Below are 18,125 nucleotides of genomic sequence, written 5' to 3' on the forward strand. Positions count from 1 at the left end.
ATAGCATCACAAGGCAATATGCTGAAGCACTTGCGAAAGCCCAGAGGCACCGAAAAAAGCGTCAGATCAAAAAGATTCATGCAAAGATCAGGAACTCCCGTCAGGACTGGAATCATAAAAAGTCCTTTGAGCTGGCAAGGCTATATCAGACGATATTTTTTGGCAATGCCTCGTCCGCAAAGCTTGTCAGAACCCGAATGGCCAAAGGCGTCCATGACGCCGCCTGGCATCAGATAAAAACCTTCCTCTCATACAAGTCCCTGAGGCGGGGAGGACGGATGCTCGAAATCAATGAGCGAAATTCCACGGTCACCTGCCCGGTCTGCCTTCAAAAGACAGGGCCGAGTGGACTGAGTGGCCTTGGTATAAGAGAGTGGTCCTGCACGTGCGGAGCGGTCCATGACCGGGACGTGAATGCTGCGAGGAACATTCTCCGTCTCGGACGTGAGACGCTGAGCCTTGGGCAAATTGCCTGATGCAAGGGATGCTCGGGAATTCATTCCCGAGAGGATGTCACGTCCGTTCCATGCTGACTCTTACGGCATGATGGATCTTAATTTCTGTAAAGCCGTCCAGGCCCCGCCCTTCAAAAGAGGTTCGCGGAGCATGGCCCGAGGATGGGGTATGGTGAGCAAAGGTGATCCCTGCAGAGCGGTTTGAATCGTATTCATGGACACCGACTGGCCGAGAGCGAGCAAAGTCTGGCCGCTGCCAGGTCCCAGCGCGACGATATACGCACAACGCAAAAGGTCCACGGGAACGCGAACCAGACTGTCTTCTGCCCAGATTTTAAAATCCTCCGCTGGCAAGCCCAGAGCCAGGGCGATCTTGGACACCATGATGAATTCCTCTTCGGTCAGATCGCTCGAACTGTAAAAACCAACCTTCCAAGGCAATCCGGCTTCGCGCTGAGGCGCCGCCTCCCCAGCAGACGGGCTGGAATCGATCCCAACCTGAGCGGCCGTCCTGGGAGGGTCCTGGACATGCCCCGTCGCAGCGGATCGCAAGGCGGCTGCCGATCGGGCATCGGCCTTGATTTCATCATCAATCCGATGCGGAGGTCGAGGGCGGTTCGGTTCGGCGGGTGCCTGAGTGGCCTCGGACTCCTTGCCTCCCGTTTGCTCTGACATATCAGCCGGAGCGCGGCATACAACGGTTCCCGTTAAACCACGACTTTCCAACCAATCGAGATAATTTCCAATCTGCGCACGCAACTGATCCATGGCCGTATCCTCCACGGCAGCGATCATATTCGGGATCATGGGGAAGCGCTAGGAAACCTTTTTAAAGCCGCGTTTGACGCGACGTCGGGCCAGCAGAAGCTGATCAATTTCGGCAATGGGGGCAGGGATTTCTTCCTTGGGATTGAGCTGTTTCATGCGCTCGCGGATGTACCAGGCCTTGCCCATCTGCTTGGTGCGGAAGGTCGAAATCATCAGCAGGGGAAAAACCTTCTGCAAATCAAGCTTGTGGTCCATACCCTGGTGCAGCGTGGCCATGGCCTGCGCATATTTTTTAAGCTGCAGATAGAGCTGAGCCAGCAGCATGAAGGCCAGAGGGTCCTTGGAAATATTTGCATAGCGCTGATAAACGCGCACCGCGCTGTCGGGATCTTTTTGCTGAAGGTAGTATTGAGCCATGGCTACGTGGGCCTGCGTAAAATCAGGCTTGCGCTTGATCGCACCTTCCAGCGTGCTGTAGGCCAGCTCTTCCTTTTCATGCTTGAAATAAAACTCGGCCAGAATCAAATACGTATCGAGCCGTTCGGGATGAGATTTTTTTTCATCGATCAAGGCGACCTCGGCGACGCGCAGCTGTCCGGTTTTTTCCGCAAACTGCACGATGGCCTTCAAAGGCCGGCTATCTTTCGGATGATTGCGTCGATACCGTTTGAAATAGTAGATCGACTTTTCCAGATTCTCAGCCATCGCATAGGCCATGCCCATGCCGTAGAGAGCTTCCGGATTCTTATTGTTCTCAAGCAAAGCCAGACGGTAGTGTTCAATGGCTGCGTGCGCGTTGCCTTCCTTGAGCAGCATATTGGCGAGTTTGATTTGCCTTAAGGGCTGCTTGGGATTCATTTCCAGTTCCAACGTCAGCGCATGAATCGCGTTCTTGTAATCTTTGGCTTCAATATAGATGTTGGCCAGCGTGACGAAGTTTTTCAGAAAGTTGGGTGTGGATTTGATGTTGGCCTGCAAGAGAGCCGTGGCTTCCGCCGTCTTATGCCGCTTGACCAGCGCCACCGCCTGGAGATGACGGACGCGAGGCGTATCTTTAAGCTTCGCCAGTTCATCGAGCGCGGCTTCGGCTTCAACAAATTTTCCCGCGATGAGCATGCGCTCGGCTTCGCGCAGGCGTCCGAGAATGGGGCCGGGCGTGTGATACTGATTGAGCATCTTGATGATCTTGGCTTCCAGCTCTTCGGGTGTGAAGGGCTTGACCATGTATTCTTCAGCGCCTTTATTGGCAGCCTTCACAATATCGTCTTTATCCGCAGCGCCTGTGACGATCATAAATGGGGTATCAGATCCGGTATCGAGATTGCGCAGGTGATCCAGGACTTCGAAACCCGAAATGAAATTCAGGTCCAGATCGCAGATCACAAGGTCCACGACCTGCGAATCCAGAATGGTTTTCGCATCACGACCATTGTGACATTCGATGATTTCCGAAAAACCCAGTTTTAACAGCGCTTTGGCAATAGACTTCCGAATCAGGTCATGATCGTCAGCGACCAGACCCACAAGGCCACTTGGAAAGTTATGTGGACTTTTTTCCATCCGGATTGTCTCCCTGCCTCTCCATCGGCAAAAGGTGGGAGAGGATTGACTTTAAATCGCCGCCCCAGGAGGATTTTTGGAACTGCTGCGCAGGTAAGTCCGCGACGTGCGGTCGTTGGGGTTGACGTTTTGCGTTTTTTGCCAAAAGCTCTGCGCCCCATCCCAGTCGCCCATGCGAAAAGCGATGGTTCCCAGCAGATTCAGACATTCGGGGTGATTAGGATTTTCATCCAAAAGCACCATGAGCTGTTCACGACTCTGGTGATAGGAATTCATGCGAATATAGACTTTGGCCAGCCGCAGACGAATGTCCGGCATGCGTGGATAGATCTGCAGGGCCTTGGCGTATTCCTGTGACGCTTGCTCATAAAGACCCGCGTGCTCATAACCCTGCGCGGTTTTGTTATGCAGGTTGGCGAGGCGTCCCAGCACAAGATCCGGCAACGTTTGGCCGTCCCCCATGTGCCCTTGGAGTTCGCCGTAAACCTTTTGCGAGGCTTCATAGAAGCCAAGGTCAGACATGGTGACCGCGAGGTTCAGAGCGGCTTCAATGAAGCGAGGGTTGGCGGCCTTGGCTTTTTCAAAGTATTCGATGGCCTCGGGAAATTTGGACTGCCGATGGCTGCAAAGTCCCATCAGGTTCAAAAGGTTCGCCAGGGGTCCGTGTTCTTCCATGGCGCTGCGCAAAAGCTCTTCCGCGGCTTGAAACCTTTGCAGTTTCAAGTAAATCATCACCTTTTCCTGAATATCATTGATCTGGCGGCGGGATTTGTGCGGCATGCCCAACTCCAAACAAAAAAGGGGGCAGGAGAGCCCCCTTGCTGGAATTGATTATAACATGAAGATCAGGCGACTGCAGAGGCTTCAAAGCGTCGTGTCACGAGCACCTTGATCTGTCCTGGGAAGGCCACTTCCTCTTCGATTTTCCGAGCGATCGCGGCTGCAAAACCCTGCAATTCCTCTTCACGGATCTTTTTATGATTGACGCCGATGTGCACTTCGCGGCCGCCATTCATGATGGCTACCTTCTGAATGCCTGGGAAGGATTTGATCGCTTCTTCCATGGCCTGCAGGCGCTCCTGATAGCCTTCCTCAAGGTTGATACGAGCGCCAGGACGAGCGCCGGACAGGGTATCAGCAGATTTCAAAACATAGCTCATTGGCGTTTCCAGGACGAGATCGTTGTGATGCGACATCACCGTATCGCAGATCAAACGCTTTTCGCCGAAACGGTCGGCATAGTCGCCGCTGATCACGGCATGGCTGCCTTCGATGCGATAGTCGATGCCCTTGCCGATATCGTGCAAAAGGCCACAGCGTTTGGCTATCATGGGATCAACGCCCAATTCGCCGGCCAGGACGCCCGCAAGTTTCGCGACTTCGAGGGAATGGTAAAACTGATTCTGCCGGTAACTCGTTCGCCAGTTCAGGGCGCCAACCATCTTTTGAATCTCATCATGAATATCGGTCAGGCCCAGTTCCGTGACGGCCTGGCGGCCGAGTTTCAAGGCTTGATTTTCCAGGGTTCGGCGGTGTTTCAAGAAGGTCTTGTCACACTTTGTCCAGTTGTTGGGTCCCTTTGGCAGGAGCTCTTCGAGGGTCAGGCGAGCGGCTTCCTTGAAAATGCCGTAGCCACCACCCAGGCGGATAATGGCGGGAAGGCCGTCGTGCGTAGCGGGGGCGAGTGTGATCTCCACACCTTCGGTGAGAGCGGTCAGGTCGGTAATCAGCTGTTGATTATTTTGCAGAGTTTCAAACAGGCGAGGGTTGATCACTTCCACGTGATTGGTACTTTTCGGCCAGATAAAGTCGGGCTGATAGCGTGACATGATGCGGCTCAGCACGCGTTCGGCGCCTTTTTTGGAATGGCTCGCCAGATCGTCCACAAGGTCCTTGATGCGCTTCTGACTGTCCAGTCGACGTTCATTCAGCAGCGAATCGGTGATCATGTGCTGAGTGGCAGCGCGATCACAGTCAGCCACGCGGGCCAGATCATCCTGCAGACTGGTTTTGATCTGCACGACTGAAGTTTGCACTTCCGATAGGGCCTTTTGCAGTTCGCTGACTTTCTTCTGATGATTTTGAAACGTGGTTTCCAGCTTTTGAATGCGCTCCTCTTCATGCTGAACAAACTGATCCTGCACACCCAGGTCGGCGTCCGTGGCTTCGAGGGCCAGGCGTTCCTCCTCGATGGTCATCTCCAGTTCTTCCTGCATCTGCACGGCTTTTTCTTCAGCACGTTTTTTAGCTTCGGCAATCACCAGGTCTTTACGCTGCTGGGCCTTTTGGATGACCAGATCACGCTGCTCGGAAACATCCGCTCGCTGCTTGCGAGGCAGTAAAAATCGAACAACCACAAAAAATGCATATCCGAAGGCCACGCCTATGGCGGCGACCAACGCAATTTCAGAGAAATTCATAGCTTCCACGTTATATTCCTTTCGAGAGACCCACTTACTTTTCGGCAGATTGGGCTTTAAATTTAAGGGCGCAAGGTGTCGGTCGCCAAGCGGAAAATGTGTCAGGATTCAAGGATCTTGGGATCCGGTGCCAGACTGTACGAGTAAACCTCGCGCAAAGCGGACGACCGTGCCACTATAATGATCATACAGAAACTGGACTGGATCCAGAAGACGAATCTCATGGAATGGAAGCCCTTATGGAAGCGAGATATACGGAAGAGATGGCCTTTTTGCATGACCTGAGTTGCCGCGCGGGCGCTGAACTCACCCGACGCTTTGGTTCCGATGTTCGCGTGCGTCAAAAATCTGACAAGACCCTTGTCACCGATGCTGACCTTGCCAGTGAGAAGGTCATCCTCGATACGCTGCAGCAGAAAAAGCCCAAGGATAAGGTGTATTCCGAGGAAGCTGGCCTGTCCTCCGAGGATCGGACACCCGGAACCTCGATCTGGATCGTGGATCCGCTCGATGGCACCACCAACTTTGCCAATAATTACCCCTTCTTTTGTGTTTCCATTGGCCGGGGTGAGTTTGACAAGGACGGTCGCATCCGTTTGATGGCGGGTGCCGTACACGATCCCATTCGCGGCAAGACCTATGTGACCGAACGCGGTCGCGGCGCCTGGGTCAACGAAAAGTCGATTCGGGTCGGTCCCGACCGTCCCCCTCAGGACGCCTTTCTGGTCACGGGGTTTGCCTACCAGCGAGGCGACAACCTGCGAAAAGATATAGAATTTTTCAACGCGGTAGCTCAAACTTGTCAGAGTATTCGACGCGATGGGGCCGCTGCCCTGGATCTGGCCCTGGTTGCCGAAGGGGTATACGACGGCTATTGGGAATCCGGTCTGCGTCCCTGGGACCTGGCGGCGGGAGCTCTGCTCGTTGAAGAGGCCGGCGGTATCATCCGGAACTTTAACAATTCGACGGGGGCTCGCTATGACCTGGAGCAGGGTGATATCATTTGTGGGACACCTTCCGTTGTTCAGCTCATCTCTGGATTGATCTAACGCGAAGCTTCAAGCGTAAGGAGAGCCTATGGATCGCAGGGTTTGCCATCTGAGTTTGCTTTTGGCCGCGGGTTTGGGGCTGACATCTGTGGGCCATGCCCAGCCGGTGACCGAGCAGATTGATCGCTTTGAATTGAATTACTCGACGATGCGAATTCGATTCTATGGCGAGGCTTTGGTGGATTTTTCTCAGAAAGGCTTCGAAGGTGCTGAGAAAATAGCCACGGAAGATGGCCTGGGATATGTCCTAACAGCTCTCGCGAAAATTCGGACCCAGAAGGGGCTCAGCGAAGGAGCTTCGGCGGCTTTAGCCAGCGAACTGACCAAGACTGCTTATGTTTATAACACGACCTATTTCACGGACGGTCGCGTGCGGGTTGAACTTGATAGCAGCCTGCCCAGGGCCCTTGACCTTGGCGTCAGTGAATTTGCGGGCGAGGACCCCAAGGCCGCTGCCAGTGATGGCAGTGCGGTGGTCGTGCAGATCAGCGGCTTGAAGACACCGTTTTTACAGACTGAGATTCGCAGCACCGATGGGGAACTGCTGTACAGTCCCAAGGATGTGGCGAAGTCGGCTTATAAAAAGCAGATGACCGGTCGCTGGTTCTTTAAAAACTCCGGCGAACTGAAGTCCTATGTCGGTGCCAAGCCTGTCGAGATCGATGCCGTGGCTGAAGGCGACAAGACCCTCATCGTGACCAAGGATTCCTGGACCAAACTTCAGGCCGAGCATCCTCGTTTACTTGAGGAAGCCAAATTGGCATTTGTCATCCCAGGGCCAGCCCGGGGGCAGAAGTCCAGCAACTGATTCGCTGATTATCCGTTGCACCACCGCATGGGAAGTGATACACACTGGGGTTCCGTTTGACCCATAAGGTCCACTCGGGGGACGGCCCCAACTTTCGCCTGACGTGACTGCAGAAGCAGTTCGTGGGCTCCAAAGAAAAGGAAGACTTCCATGCCAAAAATGAAGACCAAGCGAGCCGCGGCGAAGCGTTTTACAGTGCTTTCGTCTGGCAAAATCAAGCGCGCCCAGGCGTACAAGCGCCACATCCTGACCAAGAAGAGTCGCAAGCGTCTGAACAATCTCCGGACCGCTGCCTATGTGCACAAGTCAAACGTTGGCCTCATTCTGGCCTGTTTGCCGTACCGTTGATTGGTCAAGACTCACGTAACCCGACCTTCTCTCTAAAGGATATATATTATGGCACGCGCCAAACGCGGTTTTAAAGCAAGACGTCGTAGAAAGAAAATATTCGCCCTGGCAAAAGGCTTCCGTGGAGCCCGTAAAAACCGGTTCCGGAACTCGATTCACGTTGTGCGTCGCAGCCTTGTGTACGCTTACCGTGACCGTCGCGTGAAAAAACGCGAGTTCCGTAAGCTGTGGATCGTGCGTATCAACGCCGCTGTCCGCGCTGCCGGCCTTCGTTATTCTGAATTCATCCATGGTTTGAAAAAGGCTAACATCACTTTGGACCGCAGTGTCCTTGCTGATTTGGCACTGAATCAACCCGCAGCTTTTGCAGATCTTGTCAGCAGCGCTAAGGCAGCTTTGGCTCGCTAAATCGCAGCTTCAAATAAGACTTATCCACAGGAATTGAATTATCCTGTGGATTTTTTTTTATTCAGTTTATCAGTGAGTTAGACCGGGTACCCCTTGGTCCGTGGTGGGAGATATCCACAAGCACCTGTGGATAAGTTCTTTGGTCCCAAAACCTGTCGTCTGACTTTCAGAGTTTCTGAGTATGGACCAACTCAATTTAAACATCAAGAGTCTAAGTATTTGCACTGATAAGAAGGACTTACTGTCGATTTTTAGTCTTGGTAAACTTGCAAAAAGCTACCAGAAGCGATTAGGGGAAAAAAGAATCGTGCGGACGGAAGAGACTTTCAATCGAAGAGTCCCTAAACCCATCATTGCTTTGCATGCATGTCTGAGCCTTCGTAGCTCCATACGGGAATTGGGACAGTTTTCTAAATATCGGGACAGATATTGTCCCAATACTGGAAATTGGGACAAAAAAAGGCTATGATTCCTCACATTAAGATGATTGGGACAAAAATTGTCCCGATAATTGTGACGTCGAGGAGCGAACGTGGCCAAGAAAAAAGACGAGCTTGAATCGCTTGTCATAGCGCTTCTGAAAGAAAAGAAAGAAATAAGTGTTCCCGAGATCGCTCACGTAGCCGGGATGTCAAAATCGGACGAAGGTGATCGAAAAGCTATACGGCGTGTGCTCAACGGGCTTGTTGAGCGAGGAATTCTCGAAGCACATGGAGCGGCGCGCGCACGGGTCTATCGAGCTTTAACCACCACCGAGGCTGACCTCCCGAAACTACATGAAGACCCACAGACCTTCAAAGACATTCCGCTCTCGCGCGAAAGCGAGGGATTGTTGAAACATATCTCCCAATCGCTACAAGCTCGCAAACCAGTCGGATACAACCAGGATTTCTTACGATTATATGAACCAAATCGAACTTTCTACCTTACGAGCACTCAGCGCGCCGAACTCGCAAACACGGGCACTGCCGAAATTAAAGAGCAGCCGGCAGGAACCTACGCACGCAATATATTGAATAGACTTTTGATTGACTTATCGTGGAATTCAAGTCGTCTTGAAGGAAATACTTATTCTCTCTTGGAGACCAAGCGCCTCATAGAACATGGTGAAAGCGCTTCAGGCAAAGATGCTGCTGAAGCGCAAATGATCTTGAACCATAAAGGGGCCATTGAATACATTGTCGAATCGGTTGATGAAGAAAAAATCACTTCTCACGAAGTCTGTAGTATTCATGCACTCCTATCAGAAAACCTTTTAGGGGACCCCAGTGCCTCTGGTCGTATTCGCCAAATCGCAGTTGGAGTGAGCGGAACAAACTATTTGCCGCTAGAAAATCCACACCTTCTCAAGGAATGCTTTGAGATATTTATTGAGAAGCTGAACCTCATCGAAGATCCATTTGAGCAGTCGTTCTTTTCTTTGGTGCAGCTTTCCTATTTGCAGGCGTTTGAGGATGTAAACAAACGAACCGCGCGTCTTGTGGCCAATATTCCGCTGATTAAGAAAAACTTTAGGCCGCTTTCCTTCATAGACGTAAACAGAGAGGCCTATATCAAATCCCTTCTTGGAGTTTACGAAAAGAACGATGTGGGCCTCTTTCGGGACCTATATCTTTGGGCGTACACACGCTCAGCGCAGCGCTACTCTGCTCTGCAGCAGGCGATGGGAGAACCCAACCTGCTGAAGTTGAAATACCGCTCCGATATTCAGGAGATCATCCGTACCGTGATCTTGGAGAAAGTAGCTGGGCCTCAAGTGGTGCATCGAGTTCAAGATCTTATAGAAGAAAAAAAATTTTCAGAAGCTGACCAGGCAGAATTGTTTAAGCTGATAGAATTGGAGATCGTAAGCCTTCACGATGGGAATATCGCTCGGTTCAAAATTCGACCACTTGAATTTCAAGCCTGGAAGAGTTTGCAGTGAGAAGCTGAAGAGGCTTGCACTAAGACGAGGTTCCATCATTTCCGTGTCAAAGCCAGGTTTTCGTCCAGACTTTTTGACTCTATTCTTCTTTACTTAACGTTATGTCCTGGATAATTTCCAACTTTGCCGAGATAACTCCCGCTACGAGCTAGGGCTGGTCAATATGACCACGATCAGCAAACGGTACTAACACCATTTCACCCATAGATACTGGAAAAATTCTTTGTAATTTCAATATAATGCGGACGGAGAGACTTGAACTCTCACACCAAAGGCACTGGCTTCTAAGACCAGCGTGTCTACCATTCCACCACGTCCGCAGACCGCGAGCACAACTTTATACCTGCAATGATATTTAATTTAAAGAGTTAACTGCGGCTTTCCTGAAGCGGCGCGGACCTATACCCGTGGCCAAGCTTGATGCCTTTCTCGATTTCGTACTATAAGAAGAGCAGCGAGGTGCGCATATGGCAAACGGTACCGAAGTTGATTTCTCGGCCTTGATTCTGGGTTTCTGTTCAGCCGCTCTTTCCTACATGGGTTTTGGTCCTGAAAAGGTCAACCGTAACCTTATGTTAGCACGGCAAAATATTGAGATTATCGAACTTCTTGCCAAAAAAACGGCCGGCAATCTCTCGGCCGAGGAAGATAAGCTTACACAGGAAGTTCTGCACGATCTCCGTCTTAAGTTCGTTGACGCCAGTCGCGAAGGCTAAGTCCACCTCTTCATTCTGCCGACACAACACCTGCCCCCAAAAGAAAAAGAGGGAGTGGGTCGTGGATGTTTCCCTTTACAGCTTTGAAGCCCAAACTGTGCTGCACTTCGGCCTACGCTATGCCAAGGGCCTGGGGCATGACTTCATGGAAATCGAGCACGTGGCGTTGGCCATGCTGCGACGTGACTTTCATATGCTCGATGCCGAAGCACATGCCCGACTTGAAAAAGCACTTGAAGACTTTTTGCAGCTCTACCCAAAAAAATTCGGCCGGGTCGCCGTGGGTTTCGGCCCGAGGCTGAACCAGGTTTTGAATCAGGTGGAAGCGATCGTCAAAAATCGGCTGATCAGCAACCAGGACCTATGGCCACTTTTGGTCCAATCCTCGTCGGTCATGCAACAAACCGAGCGCTCCACGCAAGATGATAAGGCCAAGGACTTTCAGGTCTGGCAGGTCCCCAACGCTAAAGCGCCTCCTTCCCAGAAGGTCGTCAAAAATCAGCAGCCCTCGACGCCCAAAACCGAACCTAAAAAAGAAGCCGATTCCAGTCGTAAACTCGAGGCGGAGCTGGATAAACGTCTGCGAGATTTCACGAATGACTTTACCGAACAGGCCAGTCGTGGCGCGATCGACCCGGTCATCGGCCGTGATTCAGAAATTCGCCGCGTTTTGGAAATCCTGAGTCGAAAGAAAAAGAATAACCCCATTCTTCTTGGTGAACCTGGCGTCGGCAAGACCGCGATTGCCGAAGGGATCGCCCTGCGTATTGTCGAGGACAAGGTCCCTGAATCCCTTAAAGGCGTTCGCGTCCTCAGTCTGGATTTAGGGGCGCTTCTCGCGGGCACCAAATACCGTGGTGAATTTGAAGAACGATTGAAACAAATCATCCGCGCTCTCGAAACCCTCGGCGATCGAGTGATCCTCTTCATTGACGAGATTCATACCATTCTTGGCGCCGGGCAGAGCGAAGGCAGCGCGGATGCCGCGAATCTTTTGAAACCAGCGCTAGCCCGTGGCCAGCTCCGTTGCATTGGGGCGACCACGCTGGTTGAATTTCGGAAGTACTTTGAAAAAGATGCCGCCCTGGAAAGACGCTTTCAACCCGTCATGGTCGAGCAGCCGACTCGCGACACGACGCTTTCCATTCTGCGTGGTCTCCAAACCTCCTATGAAATTCACCATGGTATTCCCATTCGGGATGAAGCTTTGCAGGCAGCCGTCGACCTTTCCATTCTTTATCTGCCGCATAGAAATTTACCTGATAAAGCCATCGACCTGGTCGATGAAGCGGCTGCACGCATCAAACTGCAGATGCAAAGCATTCCTGCTGAGCTGGAACAACTCCTGGCGCAAGCTGCTCAGTTAAGAGTGGAGCAGCAGGCCCTGGAAAAGCAGGGTGGGGTAAGCAAAGGCCTGACCCAGGTCAAAGTCAAACTGGAAAAAATCACCGAAGAAAGTACAGCCATCGAAGGTATCTGGAAGAAGCATCAAAAAGACCTTGAGCTGATGCGAACGCTTGAAGTGCGGGTCGAGGAATTGACTTCACTCTGGCAAGCCACCAAGGATCGCAGCGACTTTGAAACGGCTGCAAGCCTGCAATACCATGAGCTGCCTAAAGCCAAGGAAGCCTTCGAACAGGCTAAAAAACATTTGGAAGAGCAGGAAAAAATCCATGGTTTTCTGGGTCGCGCTGTCGATCGCCAGGAAATCGCCCGGGTTCTCTCGCTTTGGACCGGAATTCCCGTCGGCGAAATGCTGGCCGATGAAAAACATAGCCTCGCCCACTTGGAATCGCAGCTCAACGATCGCGTCTTCGGTCAGGACGAAGCCTTGACGGCCGTGGCCAAAGCCGTACGCCGCTCGCGTCTGGGCCTGAGCGATCCGAAGCGCCCCTCGGGCGTGTTTCTCTTTTTAGGACCGACCGGTGTGGGCAAAACCGAAACGGCCAAAGCTCTTTCCTCCGCTCTTTTTTTGAGCGAGCAGAATTTGATTCGCATCGATATGTCTGAATATATGGAAGCCCATAACGTTGCTCGCCTTATCGGTGCGCCTCCTGGATATGCTGGCTATGAAGGCGGCGGGCTCTTGACTGATGCGGTTCGTAACAAGCCGTATTCGATCGTCCTCTTCGACGAAATCGAAAAGGCTCACCCGCGGGTTCTGGATATCATGCTGCAGATTTTCGATGACGGACGCCTCACGGATGCGCGTGGTCGTCTCGCCGATTTCCGTCACTGCTTTATCATCATGACCTCCAACCTCCAGGTGGCAGCCGGTCACGTCCAGGAATCGGAACGGGAGCAGGAAATTCGACTGCAACTCAGCGAGCATTTGCGTCCTGAGTTGGTCAACCGCATCGATGAGATCGTGCCCTTTAAATCCCTGGCCAGGGTGCACTTTCATCGCATGCTGCACAAAGAGCTGGCGCAGCTGAATCAGCGTCTCAATGAGCGTGATATCCGCTTGGAGCTGGCGCCGAGGCTGGAACAGCTCTTGATCCAAAACGCGATGAACAGTAGCTTTGCGGGCCGCGACTTGAAACGCGGTCTCCAAAAATATGTAACTGATTCTGTGGCGCAGAAACTTCTCGACCCGGCCGCCGATCTGAAAGGCCTCTGGATCCTGGACTGGGAGCCTGATCAAGGACTGATCTGGTCGCGTGATCAACGTCAGGATCGCTATCTTCCGCCGGCGCGATGAGTGAAAAATTTTAGACTAAGCTCTTGACGAATTATTTAAGCCTGGGGTAGTGTTAGGGCCCATCAAGGATGGCTCAACCAGTTCAAACTGGGGCGTCGACAAGTGGTAAGTCTCTGGATTTTGATTCCAGCATCCGTAGGTTCGAATCCTACCGCCCCAGCCACACATCCTTTTCATCGCCGCAGCTTCCACTCCTATTTGCATCCGTTTACATAACCCAGCGCAATCTGCGCCATGGCAACGTATTTCGCAGAGGCTAACGCTATGGATAATGACATGATCGTTTTCTCGGGCAATGCTAACAGGGAATTGGCGGAAAAGATTTGCGGGCATTTGGATATCGAGTTGGGCCATGCCCGCGTCGATCGTTTCTCGGATGGAGAAACCCGCGTTGAGATTCAGGACAATGTCCGTGGTCGTGACGTCTTCATTATTCAACCCGGCTGCGCCCCCGCCAATGAACATATTATTGAATCTTTGATCATGATCGATGCCTGCCGCCGTGCTTCCGCGAAACGTATCACCATGGTCCTTCCTTATTTTGGTTATGCCCGGCAGGAGCGTAAAAGTGCGCCGCGCACCCCCATTACGGCCAAGCTGGTTGCCGATCTGTATACCGCCTCGGGTATCGATCGCATGCTGGTGATGGAACTGCACACTTCGGCAATTCAGGGCTTTTTCAATATTCCTGTCGATCACCTTTTCGCCAAGCCGATCTTCGGGCCTTACTTTGAAGGTCGCGATAATCTGCTCGTGGTCTCGCCGGATGCCGGCGGTACCGAACGCGCACGCGCCATGGCGAAATATTATAATTGCGGCCTCGCCATTGTTGACAAGCGCCGCGATCGTCCCAATGAAAGTGAAGTGATGAACGTCATCGGTGATGTGCGGGATAAAGACTGCCTGCTCGTCGATGATATCTGCGATACCGGCGGGTCTCTCTGCAAAGCGGCCGAGGCGCTGATGGATAATGGCGCCAAATCGGTTAGTGCGGCGATTACGCACGCTGTTCTGAGTGGCCCCGCCATTGAGCGCATTTCCAACTCGGTCCTTAAGGAACTGGTCGTAACCGATAGTATTCCTCTGAGCCGAGCCGCTCGGGAATGCTCGAAAATTACTCAATTGAGTGTTGGGGAATTGTTGGCCAAAGCCATCCGTCGCATTCATACTGCGGGCTCGATCAGCAGTCTTTTCGTTTGAAGAAATGCGCGATCGGTTCACACGCTTTACGGGATTGACAAGGGACTTGCCAGTCCCGGGCGTTCCCTATATAACCCTATGCTCAAGCTTGGTCTGCGCACCTTTTTGCAGCCAAAATGATGCAGTTCGACCCGAAAACGGGCGCGGAAGTGTTGCTTTTAGGAGATTTGAAATGTCTGAAGAACTCATAAAGATTGAGGCTTCCCCTCGTGAAGTCACAGGAAAAAGCCATATCCGCAAGCTGCGCAAGAGCGGCCGCATTCCTGGCGTACTGCTTGACAAAGGTCAAAGCATCATGCTTGAATTCGACCCCAAATGGCTGGGAAAAGCGTACAAGAACGGCAAGCAATTTGAATTAACATTCAAAGGCGAAACCCGCCTGGTGAAAGTGGTCGAAATTCAACTCGATCCGATCAAGCGCGTGGCCTTGCATGTGGACCTGATGTACGCCTAAGTCCGAGGGCGCTGTTGAAGCTCATCGTAGGGCTGGGAAATCCAGGCGACAAGTACCAGAAGACCCGGCACAACGCTGGGTTTTTGATCCTTGATCAAATTCTATCCCGTGCTGGCGGCAGTTGGCAGGGTCGTAAGTTTGATGCCGATGTTGCACGCGCGCCGGTCTGTGGTACGGACAGTCTGTTGCTTAAGCCCCAGACGTTCATGAACCTCAGCGGCCGTTCCGTGATGCAGGCTCTGCGCTTCTATAAGATCGCCATCGAGGATGTGATCGTGTTGCACGATGACATCGATGTGCCGTTTGGCAAGGTGAAAGCCCGGACCGGCGGTGGCCATGGCGGTCATAATGGAATTCGCAGCATCATGGCGGAAAGCGGCGCCGAGAACTTCGCCCGTGTGAAGCTCGGTATCGGTCGTCCCCATGGGGTTGGTGATGTTTCGAACTGGGTGCTCGGCAATTTCACCTTGGATGAACTCATTCAGGTGGAAACAGAGATGGTGAACGAAGCTTTGATTCGTTTGCAGGGTCTGATCCGGAACCCTGGTTGATGAAGATATAGTTTAAGAGCTCTCTTGCTGATCATAATGATTGGCTGCTCAATCCATAAGGGAGGTAGTGTTTTGCTACGTGAATACGAATTTACCTTGGTTGCCAAGGCTGATCTACCAGACACAGAAAAACAAAAGGTTTTCACTGGTTACGAAGAAATCCTGAAGCGCGGCGGCGGCGAGCTGATCCAGCGCAACGATTGGGGCTCCAAGCGTTTGGCTTATCCGATCCGTAAACATTTCCGTGGGCATTATATGTTTTATGATGCCGCCAGTACTCCAGAAAACATCGCTGAGTGCGAACGCCTTCTGCGCATCGACGACAACGTTCTGCGCTTTATGGTTGTGAAGATCGACAACGAAGTGGACATTGCTACTCGTAAAGTCGAACTCGCCAAGGCTGCCGCGGCTGCTCTAAGACAGCCTGAGGAGAAGTAATCCATGAGATTGATTCTTAGCCAAAACGTCGAAAACCTTGGTCGTATCGGTGATCTCGTTAAAGTGAAGAACGGTTTTGCCCGTAACTTCCTGATCCCTCGCGGATTGGGCGTGGTTGCGAACGAAGGCAACCAGGCTGCGCTGAATCACCAGATCCGCCTTCTGGAAAAGAAAAAAGCCGTGCTCCTGGGTGAAGCCAAGAAGCAAGCCGGTTTGATCGAAAAAATTTCCGTCACAGTCACCAAACAGGTTGGCGAAGATGAGAAAATTTTCGGTTCTGTCACCACCGCCGAGCTGGAAGAGCTGCTGGCGCAGGAAGGTGTAAAAGTCAGCAAAAAAGACATCAAGCTGACTGAGGAAATTAAAAAAGTTGGTGTTTACGCCGCCGAAGTTCGCGTGCATCCTGAAGTGGTCGCGAAGTTCAAAGTTTGGGTCGTTGCCCCGCAATAACCCAGTTGATAATTCCATAGGTTCCGCGATGAACCTATGGAATTCAGACCTCACTGAGACTCCCCAATGGCGTCAGGACAATCTCTGCCTCATTCAATCGATGCAGAAAAAGCTGTACTCGGCGCGATCCTAAGCGATGCCGAAAGCTTGACCCTTATTGAGGGCATGCTCGCAGCGAAGCATTTTTTCATCGATTCTCATCAAAAGATCTACGAATCCATTCTGGAGCTATCGGCTGCAGGTGAATCCGCGGATATTGTGACCGTTGCAGAAAAGCTCAGGCAAAATCAGATTCGTGATCTTGGCCCAGCTTATTTGATTGATTTGACCGAAAATTGCCCGGTTGCGCAAAACCTCGAGCATTATGCCCGTATCGTGCGCAACATGTACTATCGTCGCAGCGTAATCAAAGTTTGCCAGGATGTCGTTTCGCGCGCCGAAAACTACGAAGGCAAAATCGAAAGCTTTATTGAAAGCGTCGAAAAGCAGTTTCTGCAGATTTCGTCGGAATATGACCGTAAGGGCATTATTTCCGCCGATGTGGTCCTGGAATCGACCATCGACGAGATTCAGAGGAAACTCGAACTCGAAGGTGTGGTGACAGGTGTGACGACCGGATTTAACGATCTGGACACGCTCACGGGCGGTATGCAGCCGAGTGACCTTGTGATCCTTGCCGCGCGCCCAGCGATGGGAAAAACCGCTTTGGTTTTGAATCTAGCCACCAACGCCGCGCTGTCAGGAAAGAAAGTCGCCATCTTCACTCTTGAGATGAGTAAAGAGCAGCTCATGGCTCGCGTGCTCTCGTCCGTGGCCCGTGTGGACTCCTCACGCCTGCGTAAAGGCGATTTGAGTGATGAAGAGCAGGATCGCCTGATGGAAGGCGCCCGCCGCATTTATGAGCACAAGAACCATATGGGCATTGATGAAACTCCAGGCATCAGTCTCATGGAACTGCGTTCGCGCTGTCGCCGTTATCACAAGGAAAACGGTCTCGACATGATTGTGATCGACTATCTGCAGCTGATGACCATGGGTGCCGATCGCCCGGATAGTCGTGAACGGGAGATTTCGGAAATCTCCATGGGCCTGAAAAACCTTGCCAAGGAGCTGAAGGTGCCCGTGCTGGCCCTCGCGCAGCTGAACCGTGGTCCTGACTCACGTCCCGATAAGAGACCAAAACTCTCCGATCTTCGCGAATCCGGTTCCATGGAACAGGATGCGGACATGATTATGTTTATCTATCGCGACGAGTATTATAACCCAGCCTCGGAAATGACCGGCATTGCTGAACTTTTGATCGCCAAAAACCGTCACGGCGCGACCAAGACCATCAAGCTTGCCTACCAGCCTAATTATGTTTCATTTCAGAATCTGTTCCAGGAAGGCTCTGTCAGCGATTACGAAGGGTAGGGAGGAAGAGAGGCCTTCCCGAGAAGGAAGGCTTTTGATCATCTCAAAGACCGTATTGCTTGATCTTCTTTCGCAGTGTGTTGCGGTTAATGCCCAGAATCTTGGCAGCCTGTACCTGATTTCCACCAACGCGGCGGAGAATTTGTACAAGCAGGGGCTTTTCCACTTTGGACATGATCAAATCATAGACATCATCTGGGTAGAAGGTTCCAATTTGATCGAAGAATCGAGAGATTTTCAGTTCAACAACATCCTCGATCGAATATTGATCAAGTCTGGTGATGAGATCTGCATCATCGATGTGTATTCCTCGGCGAGACAACGCAGACAAGCGTTTAGTCGTCTCCGAAGGAAGGCTTCGATCGGACGCGGATTGCGTAGGTTCAGGATCCGGGGGCAGCTGGTCAATAGGATTTTCCATGGGCAACTCAGAATTCGAATGCTGATGCGATCCGCAAAGAT

18 protein-coding genes, 2 tRNA genes and 1 pseudogene are annotated in these 18,125 nt (G+C 52.0%); 15 read left to right on the forward strand and 6 right to left on the reverse strand.

What is annotated here, in order from left to right:
- On the forward strand, positions 1-476 hold a 476-nt coding region (locus VE954_RS40485), incomplete at its 5' end, for a transposase (RefSeq protein WP_324963947.1).
- Positions 477-536: 60 nt separating this feature from the next.
- On the opposite strand, the gene VE954_RS40490 is transcribed toward VE954_RS40485, so the two are convergent.
- From VE954_RS40490 to VE954_RS40505, 4 genes are all read right to left on the reverse strand, one after another.
- Complete coding sequence (locus tag VE954_RS40490; protein ID WP_324963949.1) at positions 537-1,223, reverse strand: hypothetical protein; 687 nt, start codon at positions 1,221-1,223, stop codon at positions 537-539.
- 48 nt (positions 1,224-1,271) lie between these two features.
- Complete coding sequence (locus tag VE954_RS40495; protein ID WP_324963950.1) at positions 1,272-2,783, reverse strand: response regulator; 1,512 nt, start codon at positions 2,781-2,783, stop codon at positions 1,272-1,274.
- Between the two features lie 51 nt (positions 2,784-2,834).
- Positions 2,835-3,563, reverse strand: a complete 729-nt coding sequence (locus tag VE954_RS40500; RefSeq protein ID WP_324963952.1) for a tetratricopeptide repeat protein — start codon at positions 3,561-3,563, stop codon at positions 2,835-2,837.
- Between the two features lie 65 nt (positions 3,564-3,628).
- Positions 3,629-5,203 (reverse strand): Rnase Y domain-containing protein, encoded by a 1,575-nt coding sequence (locus VE954_RS40505; protein ID WP_324964078.1) that lies wholly within the window; start codon positions 5,201-5,203, stop codon positions 3,629-3,631.
- Between the two features lie 239 nt (positions 5,204-5,442).
- Between VE954_RS40505 and VE954_RS40510 the strand changes: the two genes are divergently transcribed.
- The 5 genes from VE954_RS40510 (at position 5,443) to VE954_RS40530 (ending at position 9,740) form a co-directional block, all read left to right on the forward strand.
- Complete coding sequence (locus tag VE954_RS40510; protein WP_324963955.1) at positions 5,443-6,252, forward strand: inositol monophosphatase family protein; 810 nt, start codon at positions 5,443-5,445, stop codon at positions 6,250-6,252.
- Between the two features lie 28 nt (positions 6,253-6,280).
- Positions 6,281-7,060 carry a hypothetical protein gene (locus tag VE954_RS40515; RefSeq protein WP_324963957.1) on the forward strand — a complete coding sequence of 260 codons (780 nt, stop codon included), beginning with the start codon at positions 6,281-6,283 and terminating at the stop codon, positions 7,058-7,060.
- Positions 7,061-7,210: 150 nt separating this feature from the next.
- Positions 7,211-7,408 (forward strand): 50S ribosomal protein L35, encoded by a 198-nt coding sequence (gene rpmI, locus VE954_RS40520; protein WP_324963959.1) that lies wholly within the window; start codon positions 7,211-7,213, stop codon positions 7,406-7,408.
- A 48-nt stretch (positions 7,409-7,456) separates the two neighbouring features.
- On the forward strand, positions 7,457-7,816 hold the full coding sequence (rplT, locus tag VE954_RS40525; protein WP_324963961.1) for a 50S ribosomal protein L20: 360 nt from the start codon (positions 7,457-7,459) through the stop codon (positions 7,814-7,816).
- A 532-nt stretch (positions 7,817-8,348) separates the two neighbouring features.
- The gene (locus VE954_RS40530; RefSeq protein ID WP_324963963.1) at positions 8,349-9,740 is read left to right on the forward strand and encodes a Fic family protein; all 1,392 of its coding nucleotides are present in this window, start codon (positions 8,349-8,351) and stop codon (positions 9,738-9,740) included.
- Between the two features lie 240 nt (positions 9,741-9,980).
- Here the strand turns inward: VE954_RS40530 and VE954_RS40535 are convergent.
- A tRNA-Leu gene (locus VE954_RS40535) sits at positions 9,981-10,060 on the reverse strand.
- A gap of 147 nt (positions 10,061-10,207) precedes the next feature.
- On the opposite strand from VE954_RS40535, the gene VE954_RS40540 reads away from it, so the two are divergent.
- From VE954_RS40540 to dnaB, 9 genes and pseudogenes are all read left to right on the forward strand, one after another.
- Positions 10,208-10,456 (forward strand): DUF1844 domain-containing protein, encoded by a 249-nt coding sequence (locus VE954_RS40540; RefSeq protein ID WP_324963965.1) that lies wholly within the window; start codon positions 10,208-10,210, stop codon positions 10,454-10,456.
- Positions 10,457-10,517: 61 nt separating this feature from the next.
- Positions 10,518-13,157: an ATP-dependent Clp protease ATP-binding subunit gene (locus tag VE954_RS40545; RefSeq protein WP_324963967.1), complete on the forward strand. Its 2,640-nt coding sequence runs from the start codon at positions 10,518-10,520 to the stop codon at positions 13,155-13,157.
- Positions 13,158-13,245: 88 nt separating this feature from the next.
- Positions 13,246-13,320 (forward strand) — tRNA-Gln (locus VE954_RS40550).
- 113 nt (positions 13,321-13,433) lie between these two features.
- Complete coding sequence (locus VE954_RS40555) at positions 13,434-14,357, forward strand: ribose-phosphate pyrophosphokinase (RefSeq protein ID WP_324963969.1); 924 nt, start codon at positions 13,434-13,436, stop codon at positions 14,355-14,357.
- Between the two features lie 172 nt (positions 14,358-14,529).
- Positions 14,530-14,811, forward strand: coding sequence for a hypothetical protein (locus VE954_RS40560; RefSeq protein WP_324963971.1), 282 nt, complete (start codon positions 14,530-14,532; stop codon positions 14,809-14,811).
- Positions 14,812-14,822: 11 nt separating this feature from the next.
- Positions 14,823-15,282 (forward strand): annotated as a pseudogene (pth, locus tag VE954_RS40565) (aminoacyl-tRNA hydrolase); the annotation flags it as partial.
- Between the two features lie 104 nt (positions 15,283-15,386).
- On the forward strand, positions 15,387-15,800 hold the full coding sequence (rpsF, locus tag VE954_RS40570) for a 30S ribosomal protein S6 (protein ID WP_324963975.1): 414 nt from the start codon (positions 15,387-15,389) through the stop codon (positions 15,798-15,800).
- 3 nt (positions 15,801-15,803) lie between these two features.
- On the forward strand, positions 15,804-16,250 hold the full coding sequence (gene rplI / locus VE954_RS40575; RefSeq protein WP_324963977.1) for a 50S ribosomal protein L9: 447 nt from the start codon (positions 15,804-15,806) through the stop codon (positions 16,248-16,250).
- Positions 16,251-16,316: 66 nt separating this feature from the next.
- Positions 16,317-17,663, forward strand: a complete 1,347-nt coding sequence (gene dnaB, locus VE954_RS40580; RefSeq protein ID WP_324963979.1) for a replicative DNA helicase — start codon at positions 16,317-16,319, stop codon at positions 17,661-17,663.
- Positions 17,664-17,706: 43 nt separating this feature from the next.
- On the opposite strand, the gene VE954_RS40585 is transcribed toward dnaB, so the two are convergent.
- Positions 17,707-18,084 carry a helix-turn-helix domain-containing protein gene (locus tag VE954_RS40585; RefSeq protein ID WP_324963982.1) on the reverse strand — a complete coding sequence of 126 codons (378 nt, stop codon included), beginning with the start codon at positions 18,082-18,084 and terminating at the stop codon, positions 17,707-17,709.
- Between the last annotated feature and the right edge of the window lie 41 nt (positions 18,085-18,125).

The sequence above is a fragment of the Oligoflexus sp. genome (assembly GCF_035638955.1).
Taxonomy (GTDB): domain Bacteria; phylum Bdellovibrionota_B; class Oligoflexia; order Oligoflexales; family Oligoflexaceae; genus Oligoflexus.